This window comes from Streptomyces ochraceiscleroticus (assembly GCF_000720485.1).
GTDB lineage: Bacteria > Actinomycetota > Actinomycetes > Streptomycetales > Streptomycetaceae > Streptomyces > Streptomyces ochraceiscleroticus.
In genome coordinates this window covers 181,207-206,388 of sequence record NZ_JOAX01000005.1, presented here as the reverse complement: position 1 = coordinate 206,388, position 25,182 = coordinate 181,207, and the positions used below count along the sequence as shown (strand labels likewise).

Sequence of the window (25,182 nt, the reverse complement as noted above, 5' to 3'; positions counted from 1 at the left end):
GCTGCTCAACCGGCCAGTCGGTAGAAGCGGTGGTACATGTCCTCCACGGGCAGCACCTGAGTACCGGAGAAGCCTGCTTCCCTCGCATAGGCGGCCACCGTCGCCGGGCGCATGGCCGTTCCGGTGGCTGCCGACGGCTCTTGGGACCGGCCCACGGGCAGACAGTGCAGCACACTGGCGGCGTACAGGAAGCGTTCCACCTCACCGGCAGGAGCGGTGAAGCGCTCGGCGACTTTCGCGTCCATGACGAGCAGTGGCGCGCCCGGAGCGAGCAGGGAACGGCAGGAGCGCAGGACGTCGACCGGCCGGGCCATGTCATGCAATGCGTCGAAGACGCAGACCAGTTGGTAACGGCCGGTCCGCGGGGAGTCCGCGCAGTCGCGTACCTGGAAGTCGACCCGGTCGGCCACACCGTGTTCCTTGGCGTTGCGGCGGGCGTCGGCCACCGACTGCTCGTCCAGGTCGTAGCCGTCGACCTGGATGTCGGGGTACGCGGTGGCCAGAGCGATGCTCGACCAGCCCGCACCGCAGCCGACGTCCGCCACCCGGCCGCCGACCAGCAGGCGGTTGTGCACGTCCGGCAGCGCGGTGCGGACCCAGTCGGCCAGGTGCCGGGTGAACAGCGCGCGGTTGGAGCCCGCGTGCCCGTCCCGGGAGTCCTCGCCGTACGTGGTGTAGGGGATGCCGGCTCCGGTGCGGAAGGCGGTGAGCAGGTCGGGCAGGACGGGGCCGGTGGCGCCCACCGGGAGGACCGCGATGGGCGCCACCATGTAGGGGCTGTCCGGTGCGAGCAGCACCTCGGCGTGGCCAGGGGGGAGAGAATAGAGGCGTTCCGCCGCGGGGCGGCCGGCGTCGTCGACGGTGAGGATTCCGGCGGCCGTCTGCTGCTCCAGCCACTCACGGGTGTAACGCTCGTCGGTGTCGGCGCGTTCGGCGAGCTCCGCCGAGGTCGCGGGCGCGTCCGTCAGGGCGTCGTACAGGCCGAGCTTCAGGCCGAGGTAGCAGGTGAACAGCTCCTGGGCGGCGACCGCCGAGGTGAAGAGGCGGATGGCGAACCCCCGCGCCGCGTTCTCCCGTTCCTGTTCCGGGTTCATCGCGCGAGCCTCCTTCCCCCGTGCAGTGGAGCAGGGTCCCGGCCGGTCACGTCGTCGAGCGCCCCGGTCACCGCGTCCACCACCCGCGCCTCTTGGTCGGCGAGGTAGAAATGGCCGCCGGGAAAAGTCCGCACGGCGAACGCGCCACTGGTGGTACGGGACCAGGCGAGCGCTTCGGCGTGGGTCATCTCCGGGTCGTCCGCACCGCACAGGGCGGTGACCGGGATACGCAGTGGCGTACCAGGTGTCGGTGCGTACCGCTCGATCAGCCGGTAGTCGGCGCGCAGTGTGGGCAGGAAGAGTTCGCGCAGTGTGGGGTTGTCCAGGGCCTCGGGTGCGATGCCGCCGAGGCGGCGCACGTCCTCGATGAGGCCGGTGTCGCTGCTCTCGTGCAGAGTGCCGGGACGCTGCATGTCCGGTGCGGGATGGCCGGAGACGAACAGGTGGGCGCAAGTGGCGAACGGCTCGTCGGCCAGCCGCTGTGCCACCTCATACGCGATGGCCGCCCCCATGCTGTGCCCGAGCAGGGCCAGCGGCCGGTCCAGAAGGGGACGCAGCGCAGCCGCCACGGCATCCGCCATGACCTCCATGTCGTCGATGTGCGGTTCTCCCGAGCGGTCCTGACGCCCCGGGTACTGGACCGCATACAGCTCGATGCCGTCGCCCAGCCGGCGGGGCCAGGTGCGGAACGCGCTGGCAGCGCCGCCCGCGTGGGGGAAGCACACCAGTCCGGTCTTGCTGCCCGGAGCGGGCCGGAAACACCGGAGCCAGTCGCCACCGGGGGTGCGGTTCACCGTGTCAGTCACGCCAACCGTCCTTCGGCCCCACGGCGAGAGCGGCCTTCTCCAGGTCGTCCGCCGGGAGTACGTCGGGGGCGTCCGACCGCGTGAGCTGCGTCGGGTACCCGAGCCGGGTCGTGAGGTCCTGCCACAGCCGGCAGAGCGTGAGGTAGTACTGCCCTTCCTTGAGCGGGTCTTCCCCGGCCACCGCCGCCCGGCGCAGGGCCCCCAGGGCGGTGCGTACGCCCCCTGGCCAGACCGAGCCGACGATCTCCCGGTAGTCGGGGCCCGTGACCGGGCCGAGCACCGAAGCACTGGGGTAGGTGAGGTGCACGGCGTCCGTGTCGAAGAGGCGGACCGTGTGCCATGCCTCTTCCGGCCCGTGCGGCCGGGGGCTCCAGAGCACGGGGCCCTGAGTGTTGACGAGTGTGAGGTGTCCCCCGTCGGTGCCCACCGTGATGCGGTGGAAGAGGTGGGTGTAGTTGTCCGGATCGCTCGACTTCATCTGGTTCTGCATGCGCAGTGTCATCGGCACACCGGCGAAGACGCCGTTCGCGGAGCGGTAGGGGAATTCCAGCTCCGTGAGCGAGCGCAGCTCGTCCGGGATCGCCGGGATGTCGGCGAATCCCCACGGGCGCGCCCCGCCCAGGGCCCGGCCGAGGATGTCGAAGAGGGTGTAGGCGACCTGAATGGCGCAGGTGGCATCGATGAACTGGGGGCGCTGTCGGGTGAACAGCTCACGGGCCGCTGCGATGAATCTGCGGACCGGCTCGATGTGCGGGTAGTGGGTGTTCAGCCGGTACTGCACGCCGTTCCTGCGGGCGGCCCGCAGGCAGGCGGCGAGCTCGTCGTGGTGGAGCGCGTGTTCCTGGAGCACGTGCATGCCACGGTCCATGAACGCCTGGGCGATCTCGGCTCCCCTGCCCCCCTGCACTCCCGCGCTGATGACCACGCAGGCGATGTCCACGTCGTCGGGGACCTGCTGCACCTCGGTGTACAGCGGTACGTCGTAATAGCGTGCGCACGCCTTGCTGCGGTCGCTGCCCTGTCCCACGATGCCGACGAGTTCGAAGGGGAAGTCCGGCTCCAGGAACGCCTGGAGGTAGACCCGTCCCCACCGTGTACCGCACACCACGACCTTCGGCCGGCGTCCGGTGTCCAGCGGCCTCACCATGAAAAATCCCTTCCCCGTTCTCTGTCCGCGGCTGTCAGCGGTACGTACGCGGTCACCTGGCCGCTCCGCCGCGCTGTGCGGCGGCGAGGATCTCCTTCGCCGTGGTTCCGACGTGCGGGGCTTCCAGGCAGCTGAAGTGGTCGCCGGGCACCTCCGTCACCGTGAGGTCACCGAGGCAGGTGTCGCGCCAGTAGGCGGTCATGTCCGACTGCAGCCCGGGCAGGAACTGGAGCGTGCCCCGCGGGTTCAGGAACGTCATGTCGCCGGCGTACAGGTCGGGCCGGTGCGAGGTCGCGGCCGCGAAGCTCTGCCGGAAGACGCCGTAGAGCTCGGTCACCTGCTGGGCCGAACCGACGGGAGAGCCCCGGTCGAGGAGGTGTGCGCTCAGGGTGTCCAGCCGTTCCTGGGGGTCGCGTGCGCGCAACGCCGTGAAGCGCTCGGCGACCTCGGCCAGACCCGGATCGCCGTCGAGGGCGTCGAAGGCCCCTTCGCCGACCGTGCCGGGGGTCGCGGCGAGCACGGTGCGCAGTGCCCGGCCCATCAGTTCCTCGTCCTTGTGGTAGCCCATCGCCCCCAGGTCGGCCGAGAGAACGCGGCCGAAGGCGTACTCGTAGAGCAGCTCGTCCTCGATCCGGTACGGGACGCGGTAGCTGCTCACCACGGTGAGGGAGGCGACGTCCGCGCCCGCTTCGGTGAGCCGGCCGGCCATCTCGGTCGCCAGCAGGCCGCCGAGGCAGTACCCGACGACGTGGAACCGCCGGTGGCCCTGGGCGAGCAGTTCTTCGGCATAGTCGCCGGCGAGCCGGGTGATGAGCTGCTCGGCGTCCAGGGCCAGATAGCCGCGCATGTCGTTGACGGCGAGACCGGCGAGCGGGCCATGTTCGGCCAGTTCCCTGGCCAGCTTCCGGTACGGCGCCATCGTCCCGATGCCTTCGTGCACCAGAACTCGCAAGGGTCCCTCGGACTCGTCGTTGAGCGGGACGAGGGGCGAGAGCGCGGGAGCGCGGCCGGCGGCCTGTTCGGCGGGCCGGTACTGACGGATGTAGTCGGCGAGTTCGGCGACGGTCGGCTGGTTGAGCAGCCGCCGCAGCAGGCCGTCGAAGTAGAGCTCGGCACATTCGGGGACCTGTTCCCGAATGCGGCCGACGAACTGGGCGACCAGCAGCGAGTCACCGCCGAGGTCGAAGAAGTTCTGCCGCCGGCCCACGGACGGGACACCGAGGACGTCGGCAGCGAGGGCCGCCAGTGTCTCTTCGAGGGCGTCGGTGACTTCTTCGTGCACCACGCTGTCCTCGGACCGTGTGGTGCACCGCAGCCGCTCCCGGAGCGCCTTGCGGTCGATCTTTCCGTTGTCGGTGAGCGGCAGCGCGTCGAGGACCTCGATCTCCGCGGGGATCATGTGCTCGGGCAGACGTCGCCGAAGGTGCTCGGTCAGCGCCGGGCCGTGGACGCGAGCGTGCTCGGGACGCAGCCGTACCGCGAAGACGTGCTGTCCCATCCCGGAGAGCGCGTCGTCCTCCGCCGGCAGGCAGACGACCGCGTCGGCGCCCAGTCCGGCTGTGAGGTCCAGCCACTGCCGCCGGGTGACGAACGTGGTGTCCTGCTCCGCACGGAAGTCCTCGAATTCCTCCATCATGAACGCCTGCGAGACGCTGATCTCCAGGTGCTCGCGGGTCGCCTCGATGAGGACCAGCCAGCCGCCCGGTACGAGGAGTTCCTTGAGTCGGCGCAGCGTGCGTTCGGTGTGCCGGGCGTTGTTCAGCACGCCGCCGCACAGCACCACGTCGTAGGAGTTCGCGGCGAGGCCCTGGGGCCGGTAGTCCGCATTGAGGTCGTAGAGCTGGTACTCCATGTCCGTGCGGTCGGCGAAGCGGGCGCGGGCTCCCTGCAGGAAGTACTGCGAGACGTCGGTGAAGGTGTAGTGGAAGTCGTGGGGCGCCAGGGCCTCCACGGCATGCCGGGTGGTGCTGGCGATGCCGCCGCCGACCTCCAGCACGCGCAACGGCCCGTCGGCGGCCGTACGGGCCTCGGCGATGCAGCGCAGGGCCTGTGCCGCGACGCGGTTGTTGTGTTCGGCCGCCACGTTGTGGCTGTAGGTCGCCTCGGCGACGTCCTGGCGCCCTTCGGGGAAGAACATCCGGGAGGGGTTGGCCTCGCCGCGCAGCAGTGCCCGGAGGCTCTCCGCGCTGCCCCGGAAGTACGCCATGAGGGCCGCGGGGCAGATCCGTTCGGTCCGGACCGCCTCGGCGCGTTCCCAGGCCCGGGTGCGGTCCGCGGCATCGGCCGGCTGCAGGCCGTAGTGGCGTCCGTCGTCGTCGCGGCGCACCATTCCGGCGGCCGCCAGTTCGCGGAGCCAGCGCCGTACGAGGGAGTGGTGTTCGGGCAGCGCGCCGAGCGCGGTGGCGAGATCTGCTGCCGTCACCGCACCGCCGTCCGCGAACAGACCGGTCTCGCCGAGCGTCTGGGCCATGGAGGTCAGCAGGGCGGCGTCCAGCTCACGGACGAAGTCGCCGATGGCCTCGCCGTCGATGTCGCCTTCGAGGTCGGCGCGGACCGCCGCCGCGGCGGCGGTCAGGGCGCGTACCACGTCGTCGGCGGGCTCGGGGTCCGTGTCGAGTGTCTTGCCTGTGACGAACGCGCACAGCTTGCGGTCGGCAGCGCTCTCTCCCGTGACGACGGCGGCGGCCGCTCCGACAGACGGGGCGGAGCGCAGTCCTTCCTCGACCTCGGCCAGCTCGATCCGGTGCCCTCTGATCTTGACCTGGGCGTCCTCGCGGCCCAGGAATTCGATCGTGCCGTCCGGCAGGTAGCGCCCGAGGTCACCGGTGCGGTACAGCCGCTCACCGGTGGCGGGGTGCCGGATGAACTTGGCGGCGGTGAGCGCGTCGTCGCCGAGGTATCCCTGGGCCACGCCCGCGCCGCCGATGTACAGCTCGCCCGCGACCAGTTCGGGGCGGTCGCGCAGGTCCTGGTCGAGGACTGCGAAAGTCTGGTTGGCCAGCGGCGTACCGTACGGAATGCTGCGCAGGTCCGCCGCCACATCGTCCAGGGGGTGGTGGATCGACCAGATCGCGGCTTCGGTCGCTCCGCCGAGGCTCACGGCCCGCAGTCCGGGGAGCAGTTGGGCCAGCTCTCCCGGGAGCGTCACGGGTATCCAGTCCCCGGACAGCAGCGCCAGCCGCAGTGCGGAGAGCTCCCCGGCGGGTATGCGGTCGCGTTCCGCGTTGAGGTAGTGCGCGAGCATCTGCATCTGGGCCGGTACGGAGTTCCAGAGGGTCACGCCGTGGTCGGCGGCGGTGCGAGCCCAGTGGGAGGGGTCGGACCGGCCTTCGTGTCCGGGCAGCACAAGGGCGCCGCCGACGGACAGCGGTCCGAAGACGTCGTAGACGGACAGGTCGAACCCGAGGTTGGCGAGTCCCAGGACGCGGTCGTCGGCGGTGACGGCGAACCGCCGGTTGATGTCCTCGATGGTGTTGAGGGCACTGCGGTGGCTGATCATCACCCCCTTGGGCCGCCCTGTGGAGCCCGAGGTGTAGATGACGTACGCGAGGTCGTCGGGGGCGGCCGGCGGTTCGTCGGGGGCGCGGGCCGTGGTGACGGGGGCCAGGGTGTCGACGGGAACGCGGGGGATGCCAGTGCCGTGAGCGGCGTCGGCCAGCCAGGACTGGGTGAGGACGCAGCGGACGGCTGCGTCCTGGAGTATCCGGTCGCGCCGCAGCTCCGGCTGGAGAGAATCGACCGGCAGGTACGCGCGGCCGGCGAGGAGGGTGCCGAGCACGGCCGCGGACTGTTCCCAGCCCTTGTCCATCACCACGGCGACGAGTTCGCCGGGGTCGGTGCGGTCCCGCACCGCCTCGGCCACGGCCCGGGCGTGGTCCAGCAGTTCCCGGTAGGTCAGGGTGCGGCGGTCACTGATGACGGCGGGCCGGTCGGGGGTGCGCCCGGCCTGGCGGACGAACTCCTCGTGCAACAGCCCCTCGGGGAGCGGGGCGGCCGTGTCGTTCACCACGCGGCGGCGGTCACGCTGGTCGGCCGGCAGGGGTACGGGGGCGAGTTCGCGCCACGCTTCGTCGCCTTCGGCGAGGCACAGCAGCAGGGTGCAGTAGGCGTCGAACATGGCGTCCAGGACGCGCTCCGGTACCACGCCTTCCCGCACGTCCCAGTTCGTGGCGAGGCCACCGCGCCGCTCGATGTTCTGGCAGTCGATCCACACCTGCGGTGTCTGGCTGATGCCGTGGCCGAGCTGTCCCCAGGCCTCCTCGCCGAGGCCGTCGTCGGTACCGCCGACACCGATGGCGCTGGTGAAGACGACGGGCATGAGGGCGGCCTCCTGGCCGCGCCGCCGGGACAGCTCACGCATGACCTCGACGCCTGAGCACAGGCGGTGGTCCAGGTCCTCCCAGAGCCGGTCCTGGAGAGAGCTCGCCCGTTCGGCCAGCGGGACCCCGTGGTCCTGGGTGACCTCGAGCAGGTCGACGGAGGTGAAGTCGCCGATGAGGCGGGGGACGTCGGGGTGCAGGGGCAGTCGGTTCAGCAGGGTGAGGTTCAAGGTGAACCGCGGGTGTCTGCTCCACGCGCCGATCACCTCGGTGTACGCGGCGAGCACGGCGGTCGACGCGGTGACGCCGTGCCGGCCCGCACGTTCCCGCAGTGCGGACCATTGCGGCGGGGTGAGGCCGAACGCGTACCGGCGGAAGTGCGGCCGCCCCTCGGCCCCGGCGTCCCGCTCCATCGGGAGCTCGGGGGCAGGCGGCAGTTCGTCGATCCGCTGCCACCAGTAGGCCCGGTCCTCCTCGTAGCGGGGACCTGTCCGCAGTTCGCGCTCGGCGCGGAGGTAGTCGCGGAACTGGATGGCCGGCTCCGGCAGTTCGGCGTCGGGACACTCGTACAGCCGGCGGAGTTCGTCCAGCAGGAGCTGGATGCTGAGGAAGTCGGCGATGAGGAAGTCGACGGAGAAGTGCAGGACGTCCTTGCCGGGGCCGCGGGTCACACGGAGGTCGAAGAGGGGCCACACCGTGCTGTCGTAGACCCGGTGGCCCATCTCCTCCCGTATCTCCGCCGTCCGGGCCGCGCGTTCTTCCGGGCTGTGCGAGGCCAGGTCCTCGACGGCGACGCGGTAGGCGGGCCGGGTCGGCGCCACCTGCTGGGTGCCGTCGTCGGCGACGGTGGCACGCAGCATGTCGTGCCGCTCGATCATCTTCTGCCAGGCGGCTTCCAGGCGTGCCGGGTCGAGCGCGTCGAACTCCAGCTCGCCGTAGCCGTGGCAGGAGACACCGCCGTAGGCGAAGACGTCCCGGCGGCCGAGCAGGTACGCGGACTGCATGTCCGTGAGGGGGAAGGGATCGTGACGGCTCTCCGGGTCCGGCTCGGCCGTCCGCCCGTCGGCGGCCCGGCGGAGCCGTTCCAGGACCTCGGGTTTGCGACGCCGGAGCTCCTCGCGCAGCTCTTGGGTCAGGGCTCCGGACGGCGACCGGTAATGCAATCCGCCGTCCTCTTCCCAAAGCTGAATGCCCCGTCGTTCGAGTTCAGCGATGAGCAGTTCAGCAGCATTCATCCGAAGTCCTCCTGAAAGAGGGGCCGGCACGCAAAAAACGCGCTCCCCCGTCGACAACCAACTGCGGACACCGGTCATGCGCCTGGTCAAAGGCGCCGGCACGCAGCAGAAACGTCGTACGCCACCTACTGATCAATCCGGACGGCCTAGAAGCTAACACCCGGTCAACTTCGGCCACAACCCTCTTCCGTGGTAGAGCGGCACCTGGTTTGATTACGCGTATACATGATCCGCTTCGAGGAGACGAGGAACGCGCCGATGACGGAAAGCCCGACGACTGACCATCGCGAGGCGGCAGCGCAACCAGAACGCTGGACACAGGCTCAGAAACGGCTGTTGATCGTCGTCGCGGCCGCAGCGGGAATCTCCGGAATCGACACCACCATCGTCAATGTGGCGCTGCCGCACATCGGGACCGACCTGACGATCTCCCTGGCCGGACTCCAGTGGGTCGTGGACGCCTACAGCCTGCTGTACGGGGCCTTCCTGCTGACCGCCGGCGTACTGGCCGACCGCTGGGGGCACCGCAGGATGTTCGTCCTCGGCGTGCTCGCCTTCGCCCTGACCTCCACTGTGATCGCCGTTTCGCAGGGGTCGGAGGTACTGATCGTCGCGCGCGCCGCGCAGGGGATCTCGGCGGCCGTCCTGACCTCCGCGGGGCTGGCCCAGCTCACCGCCGGCTTCCCCGGCCGGGCCCGGGCCCGCGCGCTGGGCCTCTACACCACCGTGGCGTCCTTGTCGTTCGTCGTCGGCCCGCTCCTCGGCGGAGTGCTCGTCGACTCGGCCGGATGGCGCTGGGCGTTCCTGATCAACCTGCCGCTGTGTCTGGCGGTCGTGGCCGGCTCCCGCGGCCTGCCCGGCGGCCACCGGTCCGCCGACCGGCCGCTGGACCCCGCGGGCCTGCTCCTCTCCGCCGCCGGTCTGATCGCGGTGACGTACGCGGTGATCGCGGCACCGGAACACGGCTGGACCGGCACGACGACCCTCGGCTGCCTCGTCGTCGGCATCCTTCTGCTCGCGCTGTTCGTCGTGGCAGAGCGGCGCGGCCGCCACCCCCTCCTCGACCTGAGCCTCCTGCGCGCCCCCGCCTACAGCGGCGCGCTGCTCACCCTCTTCACCGTCGTGGCGTCGTTCTTCGGCCTCATGATGTTCCTGGCCATCTGGTTCCAGCAGGTGCGCGGCTACTCCGCGTTGCAGGCGGGGGCCGCCCTCCTGCCCATCATCCTGCCGTTCATGGTGACGGCCCCCATGGGCGCCAAGCTGCTGAAGAAGTTCAGTACGGCGACCGTGACGGCGGTCGGCAGCGCCGTCACGGCCGTCGGCCTGCTCCCCCTGACCATGCTGGACACGGACAGCGGCTGGCTGCTCCTCGCACCGGCCCTGGTGGTCCTGGGCGCGGGTGGCGGAGTCGTCCAGGCCCCCGTCATGGCGGCGGCCCTCGGCGCGGTCCCCGTCGAGCGCGCGGGGCTGGCCAGCGGCCTCGCCAACAGCGTGCGTCCGCTGGGGATCGTGGTGGGCGTCGCGGCGCTCGGCACCGTCCTGGCCACGCAGGTCCGGAGCGCCCTGGAGGGGCCGCTGTCGGCGGCACACGTCGGTACCGACCGTGCCGAAGGAATCATCCACGCCGTCTCGGCGGGGCGCCTGGAGACCGTGCCCGGCGTCTCGTTCCGCGCTCTGCAGGACGCCTTCACCCATGGGCTGACCGCAGTGGCCTGGGGAAGCGTGGCACTCGCGGTGTGCTCGGCCGTGATCGCAGCGTGCACCCTCCGTACCGGGCCCGCCGCCCGCCCCGCGGGTGCCGCGGCGCCCCAGAAGGGCTGACTCGCCCCCATGACGAGAGGGGCCTCGGTTCGCGAACCCGAGGCCCCTCTCGTACGTGCCGCCGAACCGTCAGGGTTTCGGCGTGAATCCGAGCTGCTCCATGAACTGGAGCCCGTCGGAACTCACCCAATACTCGGTGAACTTTCCATCACGGCAGCGGAAGATATCCATGCCCGCGAAGGAAACCTCGGTTCCCACGGCGGCCGGCGAGCCAGGAAGTTCACCGTTGTACTTTCCCCGGAAAATCCACCTGCCGGACACCAGGTCATTTTCCACGAGCGGGCCGACGACGACGTCGACGCGGACGTCGGAAAAGAGCGAGACCCCACGGCGGACCATTTCGGCCAGCTGGGCAGGGCCGGACACGTCCTCGCCCGGCCAGTGGGCGACGAAATCCGGGGCCGCGAGCTGCTCCGCGAGATCGTCCATCTTCTCCGGATCGGCGTGCCAGAGCTCGTCGATCCATTTCCTGTAGAGCGACCTGTTCTGCTCCGCACTCATGCGCGTCTCCTCATACACCCGACGTTCGTGTACACGTACACATACTCTACCCCGCCGCGTCAGATGCTGCCCTCGTCCATCGGCTCCGATGCCGACGGGCGTCGCGATTCGATCAGCTCGGCGAGCTGCCGCACGGTCGGCGCCGCGAGGAACTCGCGCAACGTCACCACCACGCCGGAGGACTTGCGGACGGACTCGACGAGCCGGGTCGCGAGCAGGCTGTCCCCGCCGAGGACGAAGAAGCTCTGATCCCGGCCCAGCCGGTCGACGCCCAGCAGCTCCCGCCACTCCGCCGCGAGGGCCGGCTCCGTCTCTCCCCGCGGGGCTTCGAGGGTCTGCTCCTGCGGGCGCGCACCGCGCAGCTGCCGGACGACCTCGGCACGGTCGACCTTGCCGTTCGCAGTCAGGGGGAGCGCCGCCGCCTCGACCAGCAGCTCGGGGATCATGTAGCCCGGCAGCCGGTCCGCGAGCCAGGTACGCCATGCGTCCGGGGCCGGCCCGCCGGCAGGTGCCGCGCATCACCGCAATACCCCAGCGCGACCCCCGCACCACCGATCCACAACTCACCCGGCACCCAGTCAGGACAATCCCGCCCCAGCTCATCCACCACACGAAAGCGCTGGTTGGTGAGGGGCCTGCCGTACGGAACGGCGGACCAGCCGGGGTCGACCCGGCCGACCTCGAAGAAGTTCGACCACACCGCGGCTTCCGTGGCTCCGCCGAGCGCGACGAGGCGGCAGCCGGGAGCCTCCCGCGCGAGCCGGCCGCGCAGGTCGAGGCCGACCCAGTCACCGGAGACCAGCGCCACGTCCAGGGAGGTCAGCGGCGGGCCGTCGTCCGCCGCGACGAGCAGCATGTCCAGCAGCGCGGGCACGGTGTTCCAGACCGTGACGTCCCAGCGTCGTACCAGTTCCGCCCAGCGCCGGGCCTCCCTGCGTTCGCCCTCCTCGATGAGGACGAGGGAGCCGCCGGCGGACAGCAGCCCGAAGATGTCGTACACCGACAGGTCGAAGTCCAGTGCCGACACCGCCAGCACCCGGTCCTCCGGGCCCACCGCGAACCGCGCGTTCACATCGTCCAGCGTGTTCACCGCCGCCGCATGACTGACCATCACCCCCTTCGGCTCCCCCGTCGAACCCGACGTGAAGATGATGTACGCCAGCCCCTCCGCGTCCACCGCCACCGGCTCCGCCAACGGCTCCGCACCCCACGCCTCGTCCAGCGACGCCTCGGTGAGCACGACCGAGACGTCCGCCCGGGCGAGGATGCGCTCCGCGCGGCGCTCCGGCTGGTCGACTCCGATCGGGACGTACACGGCACCGGCCGCGAGAACCCCTATGACAGCCGCGATCTGGCCGGGGCCCTTCGGCAGGCGGATCGCCACCGCGTCGCCCGGCCGGACACCGGTCGCGGTCAGATGGCCTGCCACCCGCAGCGCCCGCTCCGCGAGCCGACCGTAGGACCAGGTCGTGCCGTCACCGCAGATCACCGCCGGTGCCTCGGGAGCGGACTCGGCGCGTGCGAAGAAAGCCTGGTGCAGCGGCGCCCGCCGCACCTCGGCGGCGGTCGCGTTGGCCTGCGCCCGGACGCTGCGCTGGGCGGCGGGCAGCGCGTCCGGCAGCGGCCGGGTCCAGTCCGCATCGGCGAGAGAGAGCACCAGCTCACGGTGGGCGTCGAACATCGCGTCCAGCACGCCCTCCGCGAACAGTTCCTCCACGGCGTCCCAGTTGAACCGGATACCGCCCGCGAAGTCCATGACCTGGTAGTCCAACCACACCTGCGGCGTCTGGGAAAGGCCCCAGACCTGCTCCGCGAACGGCGGCGCCGCCGGCTCCGCGCCCACGCCGAGCGCACTGGTGAACACCACCGGCATCGCCCCCGTGGCACGGTCGTCCGACCGCGCCATGTCCCGCAGCACCTCGATCGCCGAGACCGTACCGTGGTCGAGGTCCTGCCACAGGCCGTCCTGGAACCTGCGGGCGCGCTCCAGGAGCGACTCGCCGGGGCGCGGCCGGTACCCGGCCAACAGCAGTGAGGTGAAGTCGCCGACGACGGACCGGATCTCCGGGTGCACCTCCTGCCGGTCGAAGAGGGTGAGGTTCAAGGTCACGTCCGCCCGGCTGGACCACCGGCCCAGCACCTCGGCGTAGCAGGTGGCCAACAGGGCCGCCGGCGTCAGGCCGTGGGCGCGCGCCTTGCCGCGGATCTTCTCCCACTGCTCCGGGGGGACGACGGCCTCGCGCCGTGTGAAGCGCGGCGCTTTGACCAGCTCGGGGTCGGTCCGCAACGGAAGCTCGGGCGCGGGCGGCAGTTGGGCGGCGCGCTCGCGCCAGTAGAGCCGGTCGGCCTCGCGGCGCTCCGGGTCCGGCCGGACGTTCAGCAGGTAGTCCCGGAACGACAGGGTCAGCGGCGCCGGCTCGGCGCCCGGGTCTCGGTAGAGGGTGCCCAGCTCGGAGAAGACGATCATGATGCTCAGCGCGTCCAGCACGAGCAGGTCGAGACTGAACGCGATGCGGGTCGGCCCGCCTGCCATCCGGACCGCCCGGATGTCGAAGAGCGGCCAGCGCGTCGAGTCGAGCACCTGGTGGGAGAGGCTGTCGCGCATCCTCGTGAGGGCGGCCTCCCGCTCCTCCGCGGACACGTCGGTGACATCGATGCGGTACTCGGGCACGGCGGGCAGGATGCGCTGTGTTCCGTCCTCGCCGAACACCGCCCGCAGCATCTCGTGCCGTGCCACCACGCGGTTCCAGGCATCCTCCAGCCGGCGCACGTCGAGGTCGTCGTCCTCGAACTCCCAGTACCAGTGGGACGCCACTCCGCCGAGGGCGAAGTCCTCCGTCCTGCCGAACCAGTACGCCCGCTGCACGTCGGTCAGCGGGAACGGCTCGTAACGGCCCTCGAGGTCCTCGACTATCGTGGCGGCCGGGGCTTCCGCTGCCGTGTTCGTGCTCAGGGAGGCTGCGAAGTCCTTCAGCACCGGACGGGAGAGCAGGGTCCGGAGCTCCACCCCGGACAGGCCCGCGGCGCGCAGCCGCCCCGCTGCCCTGGTGGCGAGCAGGCTGTCACCGCCCAGGGCGAAGAAGCCGTCGTCACGCGTGACCCGGTCGACGCCCAGCAACTCCTTCCAGACCTCGGCCACCTGCTGCTCGGCTCCGGCCCGCGGTGCTTCACCCGGCGTGCCGCCGGTGCGCGAGGCGTCCAGCAGGGCCGATATCCGCCTGCGGTCGATCTTCGCGTTGGCGTTCAGCGGCAGCTCTTCGAGTACCAGGATCCGCTCCGGGATCATGTACGAGGGGAGGTGCCCGGCGAGCCGGTCGCGCAGCTCGTCCGGGTCCGGTGCGCGCCGTGCGGGCTGCACGGCCGCGGCCAGTTGCCGCATCACCGCAATACCCCAGCGCGACCCCCGCACCACCGATCCACAACTCACCCGGCACCCAGTCAGGACAATCCCGCCCCAGCTCATCCACCACACGGCAGACGACGTTGGCGAGCGGGGTCCCGTACGGCACGGAGCGCCAGTGCTCTGGGATGCCGGTCACCTCGCACACCGTGGAGTGGATGGCGGCTTCGGTGGTGCCGCCGAGGCCGGCGAGCCGACTGCCGGGCGCCCACGTCCGCAAGCGGCCCCAGAGGTCCACCGTGACCCAGTCACCGCCGAGCAGGGCGACGCGTAGCGGCAAGCGCTGTCCGCTCTCCTCCGCCGTGATGAGGAGCATGTCCAGCAGCGCCGGTACGGACTGCCACACCGTCACCCCCTTGTGCCGCACGAGACCTACCCAGCTCAGGGCATCGCGTCGCTCGTCCTCCGAGACGAGCACGAGGGCGCCGCCGGCCGACAGCAGCCCGAAGATGTCGTACACCGACAGGTCGAAGTCCAGCGCCGACACCGCCAGCACCCGGTCCTTGGGACCGACCTCGAACCGAGCGTTGAGATCCTCCAAGGTGTTGACCGCCGCCGCGTGACTGACCATCACCCCCTTGGGCTCGCCCGTCGAACCGGACGTGAAGATGATGTAGGCCACCGCGTCCGTGTCGACCGTCACCGGCTCCGCGAGCGGACCGGCCCGCAGTGCCTCGTCGAGCAGGAGTGGCGCAAGGCCCTCGGGCCACGTCGGGGCCCCGCGCTCGTCCTTGTCGGTCAGGACGGTCCGGACGCCGGCCCGTCGGTAGATTTTCGCTCTGCGGGACGACGGCTGGTCGGTCCCGATCGGCACGTACGCGGCACCGGCGGCCAGTACGCCCAGGACGGCGGCGACCTGTCCTGGCCCCTTGGGCAGGGTGACGGCCACGGTGTCTCCTGGTACGACACCGCGCGCCCGCAGTGCTCCCGCGACCCGCAGCGCCCGCTCGGCCAGTTCGTCGTAGGTCTGCTGCTCGTCGTCTCCCCACAGCAGCGCCGGGCGGCCGGGCGCCACGGCGGCCTGGTGGAAGAACTCCTCGTGCAGGAGCGAGCCACTGCCCGGGGCGCGCGTGTCGTTGCAGACGGCGCGCACGGCACGCTGATCGTCCGGCAGCAGGTCGGGCAGCTGCCGGTCCCAGTCGTCACCGGGGCCGCCGAGCCACTCGATGATCCGGCGGTAGGCGCCGAACATGGCGTCCAGGACACCTTCGCCGAACAACTCCTGTTCGGCGTCCCAGTTGAGCAGCAGACCACCGTCATGCTCGGTGACCTGGTGATCCAGCCATACTTGCGGTCCTTGCGAGATCATCCAGGAAGGTGCACCGAAACATCGGCGCACCTCCTCGCTGAACAGCTCCCCCAAGCTGAGCCCACTGGTGAACACCACTGGCGCATACACCGGATCGCCGTTGTTGGCCCGGGACAGGTCGCGCAGTACGTCGACGCCGGAATATTCGGTGTGCGCCATGTCGGCCTGCAGCCGACCCTGCAGCTGCCGCGCCCGGTCCAGGAAGGTGCCCGCCTCGCTGAGGTCGACTTCGAGCAGCAGGAGGTTGGTGAAGTCCCCACTGAGCCGGAAGACATCCGGGTGCACCGCTTCCCTGTCGAACAGCGGCAGGTTGAGTACGAAGTGCTTGCGGGAGCTCCACGCCGCCAGCACTTCGGCGAAGGCGGTGGCGAACACCGTGGAAAGCGTCACGCCGTGCGACCTGGCGCGGCCCGCGAGCCGATCCCGCTCGGGGCCGCTGAGCCAGTGGTGACGACGGCTCGGTGACCGCCGTGTGAGGCGCTCCGGGTCCACTGCCAGCGGGAGTTCCGGGCCGCCGGGCAGCTCCGGCAGGCGCTCCTGCCAGTACGCCCTGTCGGCCTGGCGGCCGCGCTCGCGGCGGCGCGTGCGGTGGGCCAGGTATTGCGGGTAGCTGTAGTCGATGGGCGGCAGCGATGCGTGCGGTGCGTCGTAGAGCGAGGCAAGATCGGCCAGGACGATGCGGAAGCTCAGCGCGTCCGCCACGAGCATGTCGACATTGACGTGCACCCGGGTACCGCCGTCCGGGAGCAGTGAGAGCTGGACGTCGAAGACCTCGCCGCGTTCCACCGCCAGGCGTCGGCCCGAAAGCTCAGCGCGCAACCGCGCCAATCGTTCCTCGGCCTCGTCCATGCCATGTTCCCGCAGGTCATGGACTGTCAGGCCGGGCCAAGCACTCTGCTCGGCGATCCACTGCCGGCCGTCGTCGGTGAAGTGCGCCCGCAGCATCGCATGGCGCTGTGTGAGGGCACGGACAGCCTGTTCCAGCCGGTCGGGCCGCACGTCGCGTCCGGTGAACTCGTTGTAGAAGTGTGCGGCGACGCCACCCAGTACCTGCTCGTCGCCGCGGCCGATCCAGTACGCATGCTGCATCAGGGCCAGATCGAACGGCTCCGTCCCACTCGGGGCGGATACCTCCTCCGCCGTCAGGCCCTGCTCCGCGCCGGCCTGCCCAGCTTCTCGCGCTGAGGCCACCGCGGCCCACCAGTCCTTCAGAACCGGACGCGCGAACAGTTCGCCGAACGTGACACCCGCACCGTCCGCCTGCCACCGGTTGACCAATGTCATGATCATGATGGAGTCGAGCCCGAGTGCGGTGAGGTCGGCGTTATCAGGGATCCTGTCGAGTGGCTCGTCCAGGAGCTCCGCGATGTCCTGACGCATCAGCTCCATGGAAAGCGGCTCGCCGTCCCCTCCGTTGCCGAGTCCGACAGCCTGCTCCGCCTGTCCTCCCTCTTCGAAGAGAACGGCGGACTCGAACAACGTGGAGGAGCCGAAGAGGCCCCCCGCCGGCTCGTCCTCCGGGGCCACCACATCTTCCGTGCGGCGTTCCACGTGCAGGACGTCCAACGCTCCGCGTCGGTACAGCTGGAGAGCGTCGTGAGCCACCGGCTCGCCCTCCGGCGAGCGCGGCAAGCTCGACAGCCGCACACAGACGATCTCTTCAGGGGGTGTCCGGAACTCTTCGGTCAGTGCGGTGCGCAGCATGCCGGCCACAGAGACAGGGGGGACATCCGCCGCCCCCTGGGCGCACTCGACGAACACCGTCGGCCCCTCGCCGAGAGACTGCTGAACCAAGCAGATCCCGCCGCATCGCGCCTCGGCCAACCGCCGCCCCAGAGCCTCCGCGAGCTCCCGTTCCGTTACGGGTCCTGTCCCTGACGCCATGCCCCGCTGCGCTTCCACCAGCCTGACCTCATTCAAGTCGGGAGTTTGTTTACTTGTACCCCAACCCTTCAACGCCTGTACAGGGAACGCGAGTTTCGCTGCATGCCGACGTTTTCTGCGCCGAAGCCCGACGCACCGCAGAGGCCGGAAGAACCGCCGTCTCGCTTACGTCGCAGGTCCGTTGAGCGGAACGGCGGCATTGCCCACCTGATCCTCACAACCCGAGCATGGCCTGCCCCATCGTCCCTGCCTCTCGGGAGATTCCGTGCGATCCATTGTCCGACGAGGACTTGCTGTCCTCGCGAGCCTGCTCACCCTGCTGACCGTCGTATCGGCCGTACCCGCGTCCGCCGCTCCTCGCCCCTTGACGGTCTCCACCGACAAGGGCCTGGTCAAGGGAGCCGCGACGGAGGGGGTCAATCAGTTCCTCGGCATCCCGTACGCCGCGCCGCCGGTCGGCTCCAGACGCTGGCAGCCTCCCGCACCCGTCTCCCCCTGGACGGGCGTACGGCCGGCGACCGCCCACGGCTCGCGCTGCCTGCAGTCGGCCACCGGCAATGGCACCGGCCCTGGGATGAGCGAGGACTGCCTGTACCTGAACGTCTACACCCCCGCACACCGCACGAACCGTCCGCTGCCGGTGCTGTTCTGGATCCACGGCGGCGGCTTCTCCAGCGGTTCGGGCGACCGCTACGACGGCTCACAGATCGCCGAGGCCAACGACGTCGTGGTCGTCACGATCAACTACCGGCTGGGCGTGTTCGGCTATCTCGACCTGCCCGGGCTGAGCAAGCGGGGTGCCGGCAACTACGGCCTGCTCGACCAGGAGGCGGCGCTCCGCTGGACACAGCGCAACATAGGCGCCTTCGGCGGGGACGCGGGCCGCGTGACCATGGCCGGCCAATCGGCCGGCGGCCATTCCGTCTGCGCGCTCCTGGCCTCGCCCCCGGCCCGCGGCCTGTTCGCCGGCGCGATCATTGAAAGCGGCGGGTGCCCCAGCCACACGGCCGCGCAAGCCGTCACCAGGGGGAAGAAGTACGCAGCAGCCGCCGGCTGTTCCGATCCGTCGGCCGGCGCGTCCTGCCTGCGGGCCAAGCCTGCCGATGAACTGCTCTCTGCCGGACGGGACTTCGTCGGCGGCGTCCTGACCGGCCCGCTGCCCGTGGCCGGGGGTCCCGAGCTGCCCCTCCCGCCGAGCGAGGCCGTACGCACCGGCCGGTCCGCGAACGTCCCCCTCCTCATCGGCAGCACGCGTGACGAAGTACGGCGCTGGGCACTGCCGTTCGCGCACGCGACGAAGGAGCAGTACGAGCGGGCGGTCCGGCAGGAGTTCGGGGCACAGGCCGACGCCGTGCTCGCGCACTATCCCTACAGCGCTTACAGCAGCCCGTACGCCGGGACGTACGCGATCAGCGCCCTGTGGGGCGACAGCAGCGTCTTCTACGGGCTCGGAGGCTGCCAGTACCAGAAGCTCACGGACCGGTTCGCCGCTCGGCAACCGCACACGTACTTCTACGAGTTCGACGACCCGCACCCGCCCGTCCTCGGCGAGACTCCGGCCGGCTTCGACTCGGGGGCCCCGCATTCGAGCCAGGTCGGATATCTGTGGCCCATGGCGACCTCGAAGCTGCTTTCTCCCGGACAACAGCAGCTGTCCAGGGAGATGGTGCGCTACTGGGGCTCGTTCGTGAAGCACGGGAACCCCGCGACCCCGGGGCTTGCCGCCTGGCCGTCGTATCGGGGCGCGAAGTACATGTCCCTGCTGCCGGGTGGTGAGAGCCGGGCCCTCAAGTCCGAGGTGTACGCGGCCCGACACCAGTGTTCCTTCTGGAACTCCTTCACCTACGACTGGCTCACCACCAATCCGGACCGCCTCGCTGAACAGGCAGGCGTTCCCACGTCCTAGAGGGCGAGGACGGCCAGCCACACCGCCAGGAACGGTACGACGAAGACCGCCAGCCGGGCGATGAGGGTGCCCAGACGTGCCTCCGGCTCGTATTGCTGGAGTAGCGCGAGGACCAGGAAGAGGTACGGGTTCATCGGGGTGAGGGCGCCGGTGGTGGAGTCGCCGATGCCGAATGCGGCCTGACTGAGGGCCGGGCTCATGCCCAGCAGCATGAAGGCGGGTATGAAGACCGGGGCGATCAGCGACCACAAGGCGGATCCGGAGATGATGAAGAAGTTGAGGCAGCAGGTCAGCAGGACGAACACAACGATCGCGCCGAAGCCGGTCATGCCGAGTGCGTCGAACAGCGCCGCTGCCTTCACCGCGATGAGCACGCCGACGTTCGACCAGGTGAACAGCGCGATGACCTGCGCGGCGACGAACATCATCACGATGTATCCGGCCATGCTCCGCACCGACTCCGTGACGGCGGCGGTGACGTCCTCGGTGCCGCTGAGCTTCCGCGCCGCGAACCCGTAGGTGAGACCGGCGAGGAGGAAGGCGCCGAACAGGACCGGGACGATGCCGGTGAGGAACGGCGAGGGGACGAGGGCACCGCCCGCTCCGCGCAGCGGTGCCCCGGGCGGCAGCCACAGCCCCAGCACCGCCGCCGCGTACCCTGCGAGGACGGCTGCTGTGGCCAGCAGGGCCTTGCGCTGCACCGGAGCATGAAGTTGGGGACCAGGTGCTCAACGAACCAGCGCACTCCCTCCCCGGTGAGGAGCCCGTTGACCGCCTTGGTGTCCTCCGTGCCGGGAATGGCGACGACGACTCCGGCGAGTGCGAGGCCGGTGGAAACCAGGCCCAACGCGAGGAAGAGGGCGGCGAACAGGGCCACTGGGTGGGGCACGGCATTGCCGGCCCGTTCGATCCACGACAGGAGGCGGTCGAGTCGGCCGCCCCGGTCGGGGAGGCGGGGGCCCTCGCCCTGAGCGGAGATGCCTGGCACGTCCGTCGTCATGACCACGCTCCCCTGTACGCCTTCTCGGGCAGCAAGTCCTTGCGGACGGCACCGTGCTGAACGACCAGTACGACGTTGGCCGGATCGCCGAGCACACCGATGTCCGTCAGCGGGTCGCCCTCGCACACGATGAGGTCGGCGTTGCGTCCCGCGGTCAGCGTGCCCAGCCGGTCGGCCACGCCCAGGAGTTCGGCCGAGGTGCGGGTCCCGGCCACGATGGCGTCCATGGGGGCCATGCCGAGGTCGACGAGGTAGGACAGCTCCATCAGGTTCACACCGTGCGGGCCGACGGCGGCGTCCGTGCCCAGCGCGATCCGGGCCCCCTGTTCGATGGCGCGGGCGATGTTCTCCTTGGTGATGCCCGACCAGCGGACCTTCTTCTGGTAGTGGTAGTCCGCCATGGTGTCCTTGTTGATGCCGGCGTACACGGTGGAGAGGGTGGGAACGAGGAACATGCCGCGCTCACCGGACATGTCGATGGCCTGGTCGTTGATGCCGTAGCCGTGCTCGATGCTGGTGACCCCGCCCCGGACGGCGTTGAAGATGCCGGCGGTCCCCTGGGCGTGTGCGGCGACGGGCTTGTCCCCGTGACGACGCGCCTCGTCAACGACGGCCCGGATCTCCTCCTCCAGCAGGCCCTCGTCGTCGGGCTGGTCGTAGGGACTGCCCATGCCGCCGGTGGCGCAGATCTTGACCACGTCGGCGCCCTCGCGCAGTACCCGGCGCACTGCCAGGCGGCACTCGTCGACGCTGTCGGCGAGTTCGGACATGCCCGCGCTCAGGTCAGTGCCGTCGGGCAGCCGCACATCGGCGTGGCCTCCCGTGTGGCTGATGACGCGTACGGCCGTGTGCAGCCGGGGCCCCACGATCCGGCCGGTGTCGACGGCGGTGCGGTAGCCCGCGGAGAGCCCGGCCAGGTCCCGGGCGCTGGTGATGCCCGCATCCAGGGTCTGTCGCAGGCGCGTGGCCGTGTCCAGGGTGACCAGCACGGGGTCGAGCTCGCCCCGGCGGCCGGGGTGGGCCCCATGGGCGTACGAGAGGTGGACGTGGCAGTCGAAGAATCCGGGCAGTACGGTGCGGCCGCCGGCGTCGATGCACCGCGTCGCAGGGGCTGCGGCGGGGGCCGTGGCGGCGGGGCCGGCGTAGGTGATGATGCCGTCGGTGTCGGCGGCGATGACGGCATCGGCCACCGGTGCCGCCCCGGTGCCGTCGATGAGCCGGGCGTTGCGCACCTGTAGGGCGGTCCCAGTGGTGGATTCCTGCATGGTGACATCGGACATGGTGTGCGGGTTCACTCCTTGGGTGGTCAGGAACGGGTGAGTGGGAGTGTGGAATGCGGGAATCACGCCGGAGTCCTAGTGCAGCTTTCGGCCCCACATCACCTGGGCCGCGCAGGAATGCGCCTGTCCGGGGTGCGCAGGGTCTCGCCGTGTCCGGTCTGGACGAACTCGACCGGGGGGGTGGTGCAGGCGCTGCAGATCCACCCCCGGGCTCCGTGGACGCTCGTCGGTGAGGTCCTCGGCATCAACCCGGTCACGGCGGCCCGGCGTTGGCAGCGGTTGCGGGACGCGGGTCTGGCGTGGGTGACCTCCTACCCGCGGCTGACCGATACCCGTCTCGTGGTGAGCGGCGTCGTCGAGGTCGACACCGAACCCGGCGCCGCGCAGCATGTCGCCGACGCCGTTGCCCGGGAACCCGCCGTCGTCAACATCAAGATCACTGCCAGGGGACGCGATCTGGTGCTGTCCGTACAGGCCCGGGGCCTCGACCAGCTCGAAGACCTCACCGCCCGGCTCTTCCGGGGCGCGGCCGGAGTACGGGCCACCCGCACCCACGTCTTCACCGGGGTGCCCACCGAGGGAAGCCGCTGGCGGCTGCGGAGCCTGGACGACGAGCAGTGTGCGCGGCTGGAGGCCGCCGCGCCGCCCGTTGCTGTCACGGGCGGCGCGGCGGACGAGGGCGACGCGCTGGACGCGCGGCTCGTCGAACTCCTCAGCGTCGACGGCCGCATGTCCGTGCGCGCTCTGGCGGCAGCCGCCGGTGCCGCGCAGACCACGGTGCGCCGGCGGCTCCAAGCGCTTGTCCCCGACCGCGTCAGCCTGCGCTGTGATGTGGCGCGGCCGCTGTCCGGGTGGCCGCTGTCCGCCGTGTACTTCGCCTCGGTGCCCAGCCGTCACCTCAACGTGGTGAGCCGTGCCCTGGTCGGCGTGCGTGAGGTCCGCTCGTGCGCCATCACCGCCGGACCGCACAACCTCGTGGTCGACGTCTGGCTGCGCGCGCTCACCGATGTCCACGCCTTCGAGTCCCACCTCACGCGGCAGCTCCCGCGCCTGGCCATCGACGACCGCTCGGTCGTGCTGCGGACGGTCAAGCACATGGGGCACCTGCTGGACCGCGGTGGGTGCTGCGTGGGCATCGTTCCGGTGGGCGGTACGCCGGAGCCGGTTCGGTGAAGGGCCGCGCCGGCCCGGCCGGGCTGCGGCCGGGTGTACGGCCACCCACCGTGGCCGCGTCAGCCGCGGTCGGCCGTCGCCCACTCCACGACGGTCCGCGCGAACTCCTCGGGAAGCTGCTCCGGGACCGGGGCGTGACCACCGGGGAGCAGGCGGGCCTCGCAGGCGAGGGCCGCGGCGAGTTTCTTCAGTGACGGGAGCGCGAAGTGGTCGTCCGGGGCGCAGACGGCCAGGGTGCGGGCGGTGACGAGGGGCAGCCGCTCCTCCATCGCGTAACGGCGGACCGCGGCGTGGCCTTCGGTCGCGTGGTCGAGGACGGTCAGCGCGTCGATGACATAACGGTTGAGGGCGGACTCCTCGCCCGGCCGGTAGAAGGCGCGGCGGTGGTTCCACAGGTCGAGGAGGTGCGAACCGTCGGGGTGCGGGACGACGTGGTCCACCGCGTGGCCGCCGCCCCGGCGTTTCTCCTCGTCGACGTAGGGCGTCGCGGAGAGGAGGAGGCTGGCTGTCCGGCCGGGGTGGCGGGCGGCGAGTTCCAGTGCGATGAGACCGCCCGTGTGGTGGCCCACGAGGTGGTACCGGTCCAGTCCCAGCGTCTGCGCCAGGGCCTCGGCGGCGTCCGCGTACCGCTCGATCGAGTGCGGCCCCTCGGGTTTCGCGGAGGCGCCGAAGCCGAGGGTGTCCATGGCGATCGCGCGGAACCCGGCGCCCACGAGCGGGAGGACACGGAGGTACTCCGTCCAGGAGCGCGGGGTCTGGTGGAAGAGGAGCACAGGCTCGCCGGCCCCGCACTCCGCGTAGTGGAGCTGGCCGAAGGGGCTGTCGGCGTAGCCCTTGCGGAGGGCGGGGGCGGCGGGCGCCGTGCCCGTCACGCGCCGCTCCAGCCCGCGACGAACGGGGTGTCCACGCCCAGCGGTCCGATGGCACCGGCCCCGCCCGGGGTGCCCAGCGGCTCGCTGCGGCCGGGCAGTACCTCGTCGAAGAAGCTCCGGCTGTCGTCGCGGAAGACGGCGTCGGCCTTGCGGTCGACGGTGATGGCCTCGACGGGGCAGGCGACTTCGCACGCGCCGCAGTCGATGCACTCGGTCGGGTTGATGTAGAGCTTGCGGTCGCCCTCGTAGATGCAGTCGACCGGGCACTCCTCGACGCAGGAGCGGTCCTGGGTGTCGACGCAGGCCGCGCCGATGACGTACGCCATGGGTCAGTTCTCCTTGTCGGTGGAGTGGCCGGGGAACAGGGCGGCCTCGGGGTCGATGACGGTGGCCGCGTTGTTGACGGCCGTCGCGGCTTCGCCGAAGCCGACGGCGATGAGGCGGACCTTGCCCGGGTAGTCGGTGATGTCGCCGGCGGCGAACACCCGCGGCAGGCTGGTCGCCATGCGCGTGTCGACGGCGATCTTGCGGGCGTTGAGGGTGAGGCCCCAGTCCTTGATCGGCCCGAGGTCGGCGAGGAAGCCGAGGGCGGCGACGACGGTGTCGGCGGGCAGCGTCCGCGTGTCACCGGTGGTGCGGTGACGGACCTCCACGCGCTCCAGGTGCTCCTTGCCGTGCAGGGCGCTCACCTCGGAGTCGGTGATGATCTCGACGCCGAGGTTGCGGACCTTCTCCACGGTCGCCGCGTGCGCGCGGAAGCGTGCGGTGCGATGGATGATCCGTACGGAACGGGCCAGCGGGGCGAGGGTGTCGGCCCAGTCGAAGGCGCTGTCGCCGCCGCCGACGATGACCACGTCCTGGTCGGCGTGGTCGCTGGGATCGGGGACGAAGTAGACCTGGCCGCGGCCCAGGAAGTCCTCGCCGGCGGGGAGGGTGCGCGGGGTGAAGGTGCCGACTCCGCCGGTGATGACGACGGCGCCCGCGCGCACCACCGCCCCTCGGTCGCTGCGTATCAGGGGCAGGCCGTCGGGGCCGTGGGTGAGTTCGGTGGCACGGTGGCCGAGGAGGTAGCGGGGTCCGTACGGCTCGGCCTGGGCGACCAGGCTGTCGACCAGGTCGCGGCCGCGCACGGCCTGGTAGCCGGCGATGTCGAAGATGGGCTTCTCGGGGTACATCGCGCTGATCTGGCCGCCGCACTGCGGCAGGACGTCCATGACCGTGACGCTGAGGCCGCGGAAGCCCGCGTAGTAGGCGCCGTACAGGCCGGCCGGGCCCGCGCCGATGATCAGGATGTCGGTGTCGAGGGTGGATGTGGCGGCATCCGCGCTCATCGGCGCGTCGGTGGGAACGCTCATGGTCGGGAGCGTAGGGACGGTATTCGTCCTCCCCTACGGTTTCGTTCCGCCCAGCAGGACGCCGCACGGGCGAGTCTTCT

Annotated in this window: 16 protein-coding genes and 1 pseudogene; 3 read left to right on the top strand and 14 right to left on the bottom strand. The window is 70.9% G+C overall.

Annotated elements, in window-relative coordinates:
- Positions 1–5: 5 nt before the first annotated feature.
- Genes IG84_RS0108740 through IG84_RS0108725 form a run of 4 tightly spaced genes read right to left on the bottom strand, consistent with a single transcriptional unit; the run spans position 6 to position 8,601 of the window.
- A complete protein-coding gene (locus IG84_RS0108740) occupies positions 6–1,094 on the bottom strand; it encodes a class I SAM-dependent methyltransferase (protein WP_031053464.1) in 1,089 nt (362 codons plus the stop codon).
- Positions 1,091–1,900 (bottom strand): thioesterase II family protein, encoded by an 810-nt coding sequence (locus IG84_RS0108735; RefSeq protein WP_211266439.1) that lies wholly within the window; start codon positions 1,898–1,900, stop codon positions 1,091–1,093. The genes IG84_RS0108740 and IG84_RS0108735 overlap by 4 nt, the downstream gene beginning before the upstream one ends.
- Positions 1,893–3,047, bottom strand: a complete 1,155-nt coding sequence (locus IG84_RS0108730; RefSeq protein ID WP_031053458.1) for a Gfo/Idh/MocA family oxidoreductase — start codon at positions 3,045–3,047, stop codon at positions 1,893–1,895. The genes IG84_RS0108735 and IG84_RS0108730 overlap by 8 nt, the downstream gene beginning before the upstream one ends.
- Positions 3,048–3,099: 52 nt before the next feature.
- A complete protein-coding gene (locus tag IG84_RS0108725; protein WP_031053456.1) occupies positions 3,100–8,601 on the bottom strand; it encodes a non-ribosomal peptide synthetase in 5,502 nt (1,833 codons plus the stop codon).
- 258 nt (positions 8,602–8,859) lie between these two features.
- Between IG84_RS0108725 and IG84_RS0108720 the strand changes: the two genes are divergently transcribed.
- Complete coding sequence (locus tag IG84_RS0108720; RefSeq protein WP_157848845.1) at positions 8,860–10,422, top strand: MFS transporter; 1,563 nt, start codon at positions 8,860–8,862, stop codon at positions 10,420–10,422.
- A gap of 69 nt (positions 10,423–10,491) precedes the next feature.
- Here the strand turns inward: IG84_RS0108720 and IG84_RS0108715 are convergent, their stop codons facing one another.
- From IG84_RS0108715 to IG84_RS42095, 4 genes are read right to left on the bottom strand one after another with little or no spacing between them, the layout of a single operon-like run.
- Positions 10,492–10,923, bottom strand: a complete 432-nt coding sequence (locus IG84_RS0108715) for an ester cyclase (protein ID WP_031053451.1) — start codon at positions 10,921–10,923, stop codon at positions 10,492–10,494.
- 59 nt (positions 10,924–10,982) lie between these two features.
- Positions 10,983–11,369, bottom strand: coding sequence for a phosphopantetheine-binding protein (locus tag IG84_RS42105; RefSeq protein WP_037799630.1), 387 nt, complete (start codon positions 11,367–11,369; stop codon positions 10,983–10,985).
- Positions 11,366–14,209: an AMP-binding protein gene (locus IG84_RS42100; RefSeq protein ID WP_245659289.1), complete on the bottom strand. Its 2,844-nt coding sequence runs from the start codon at positions 14,207–14,209 to the stop codon at positions 11,366–11,368. The genes IG84_RS42105 and IG84_RS42100 overlap by 4 nt, the downstream gene beginning before the upstream one ends.
- The gene (locus IG84_RS42095; protein ID WP_245659274.1) at positions 14,091–17,336 is read right to left on the bottom strand and encodes an AMP-binding protein; all 3,246 of its coding nucleotides are present in this window, start codon (positions 17,334–17,336) and stop codon (positions 14,091–14,093) included. Before IG84_RS42095 ends, IG84_RS42100 begins: the two co-directional genes overlap by 119 nt.
- A 445-nt stretch (positions 17,337–17,781) precedes the next feature.
- On the opposite strand from IG84_RS42095, the gene IG84_RS0108705 reads away from it, so the two are divergent.
- On the top strand, positions 17,782–19,422 hold the full coding sequence (locus IG84_RS0108705; RefSeq protein ID WP_157848844.1) for a carboxylesterase/lipase family protein: 1,641 nt from the start codon (positions 17,782–17,784) through the stop codon (positions 19,420–19,422).
- Here the strand turns inward: IG84_RS0108705 and IG84_RS37785 are convergent.
- The 3 genes and pseudogenes from IG84_RS37785 to IG84_RS0108695 form a co-directional block, all read right to left on the bottom strand.
- Positions 19,419–20,123 (bottom strand): AbgT family transporter, encoded by a 705-nt coding sequence (locus IG84_RS37785; RefSeq protein WP_051861522.1) that lies wholly within the window; start codon positions 20,121–20,123, stop codon positions 19,419–19,421. The genes IG84_RS0108705 and IG84_RS37785 overlap by 4 nt on opposite strands.
- Before the next feature lie 65 nt (positions 20,124–20,188).
- Positions 20,189–20,422, bottom strand: a pseudogene (locus IG84_RS42090) (AbgT family transporter); the annotation flags it as partial.
- Positions 20,419–21,702 (bottom strand): metal-dependent hydrolase family protein, encoded by a 1,284-nt coding sequence (locus tag IG84_RS0108695; protein ID WP_051861521.1) that lies wholly within the window; start codon positions 21,700–21,702, stop codon positions 20,419–20,421. The gene IG84_RS0108695 and the pseudogene IG84_RS42090, both read right to left, overlap by 4 nt.
- Before the next feature lie 183 nt (positions 21,703–21,885).
- On the opposite strand from IG84_RS0108695, the gene IG84_RS0108690 reads away from it, so the two are divergent.
- Positions 21,886–22,875, top strand: coding sequence for an Lrp/AsnC family transcriptional regulator (locus tag IG84_RS0108690; protein ID WP_245659273.1), 990 nt, complete (start codon positions 21,886–21,888; stop codon positions 22,873–22,875).
- A 59-nt stretch (positions 22,876–22,934) separates the two neighbouring features.
- On the opposite strand, the gene IG84_RS0108685 is transcribed toward IG84_RS0108690, so the two are convergent.
- Genes IG84_RS0108685 through IG84_RS0108675 form a run of 3 tightly spaced genes read right to left on the bottom strand, consistent with a single transcriptional unit; the run spans position 22,935 to position 25,102 of the window.
- Positions 22,935–23,747, bottom strand: a complete 813-nt coding sequence (locus tag IG84_RS0108685; protein ID WP_031053441.1) for an alpha/beta fold hydrolase — start codon at positions 23,745–23,747, stop codon at positions 22,935–22,937.
- Entirely contained in the window at positions 23,744–24,073 is a 330-nt protein-coding gene (gene fdxA / locus IG84_RS0108680) for a ferredoxin (RefSeq protein ID WP_031053439.1), read from the bottom strand. The genes IG84_RS0108685 and fdxA overlap by 4 nt, the downstream gene beginning before the upstream one ends.
- Before the next feature lie 3 nt (positions 24,074–24,076).
- A complete protein-coding gene (locus IG84_RS0108675) occupies positions 24,077–25,102 on the bottom strand; it encodes an NAD(P)/FAD-dependent oxidoreductase (protein WP_051861520.1) in 1,026 nt (341 codons plus the stop codon).
- Positions 25,103–25,182: the final 80 nt, after the last annotated feature.

Excerpts from the sequence above, each read along its gene's own strand:
- IG84_RS42100 (WP_245659289.1), bottom strand. The coding sequence starts at position 14,209 with ATGATCCCGGAGCGGATCCTGGTACTCGAAGAGCTGCCGCTGAACGCC.
- IG84_RS0108720 (WP_157848845.1), top strand. The coding sequence starts at position 8,860 with ATGACGGAAAGCCCGACGACTGACCATCGCGAGGCGGCAGCGCAACCA.
- IG84_RS0108725 (WP_031053456.1), bottom strand. The coding sequence starts at position 8,601 with ATGAATGCTGCTGAACTGCTCATCGCTGAACTCGAACGACGGGGCATT.
- IG84_RS0108730 (WP_031053458.1), bottom strand. The coding sequence starts at position 3,047 with ATGGTGAGGCCGCTGGACACCGGACGCCGGCCGAAGGTCGTGGTGTGC.
- fdxA (WP_031053439.1), bottom strand. The coding sequence starts at position 24,073 with ATGGCGTACGTCATCGGCGCGGCCTGCGTCGACACCCAGGACCGCTCC.
- IG84_RS0108715 (WP_031053451.1), bottom strand. The coding sequence starts at position 10,923 with ATGAGTGCGGAGCAGAACAGGTCGCTCTACAGGAAATGGATCGACGAG.
- IG84_RS42095 (WP_245659274.1), bottom strand. The coding sequence starts at position 17,336 with ATGCTGCGCACCGCACTGACCGAAGAGTTCCGGACACCCCCTGAAGAG.
- IG84_RS0108740 (WP_031053464.1), bottom strand. The coding sequence starts at position 1,094 with ATGAACCCGGAACAGGAACGGGAGAACGCGGCGCGGGGGTTCGCCATC.
- IG84_RS0108675 (WP_051861520.1), bottom strand. The coding sequence starts at position 25,102 with ATGAGCGTTCCCACCGACGCGCCGATGAGCGCGGATGCCGCCACATCC.
- IG84_RS0108695 (WP_051861521.1), bottom strand. The coding sequence starts at position 21,702 with ATGTCCGATGTCACCATGCAGGAATCCACCACTGGGACCGCCCTACAG.
- IG84_RS42105 (WP_037799630.1), bottom strand. The coding sequence starts at position 11,369 with ATGATCCCCGAGCTGCTGGTCGAGGCGGCGGCGCTCCCCCTGACTGCG.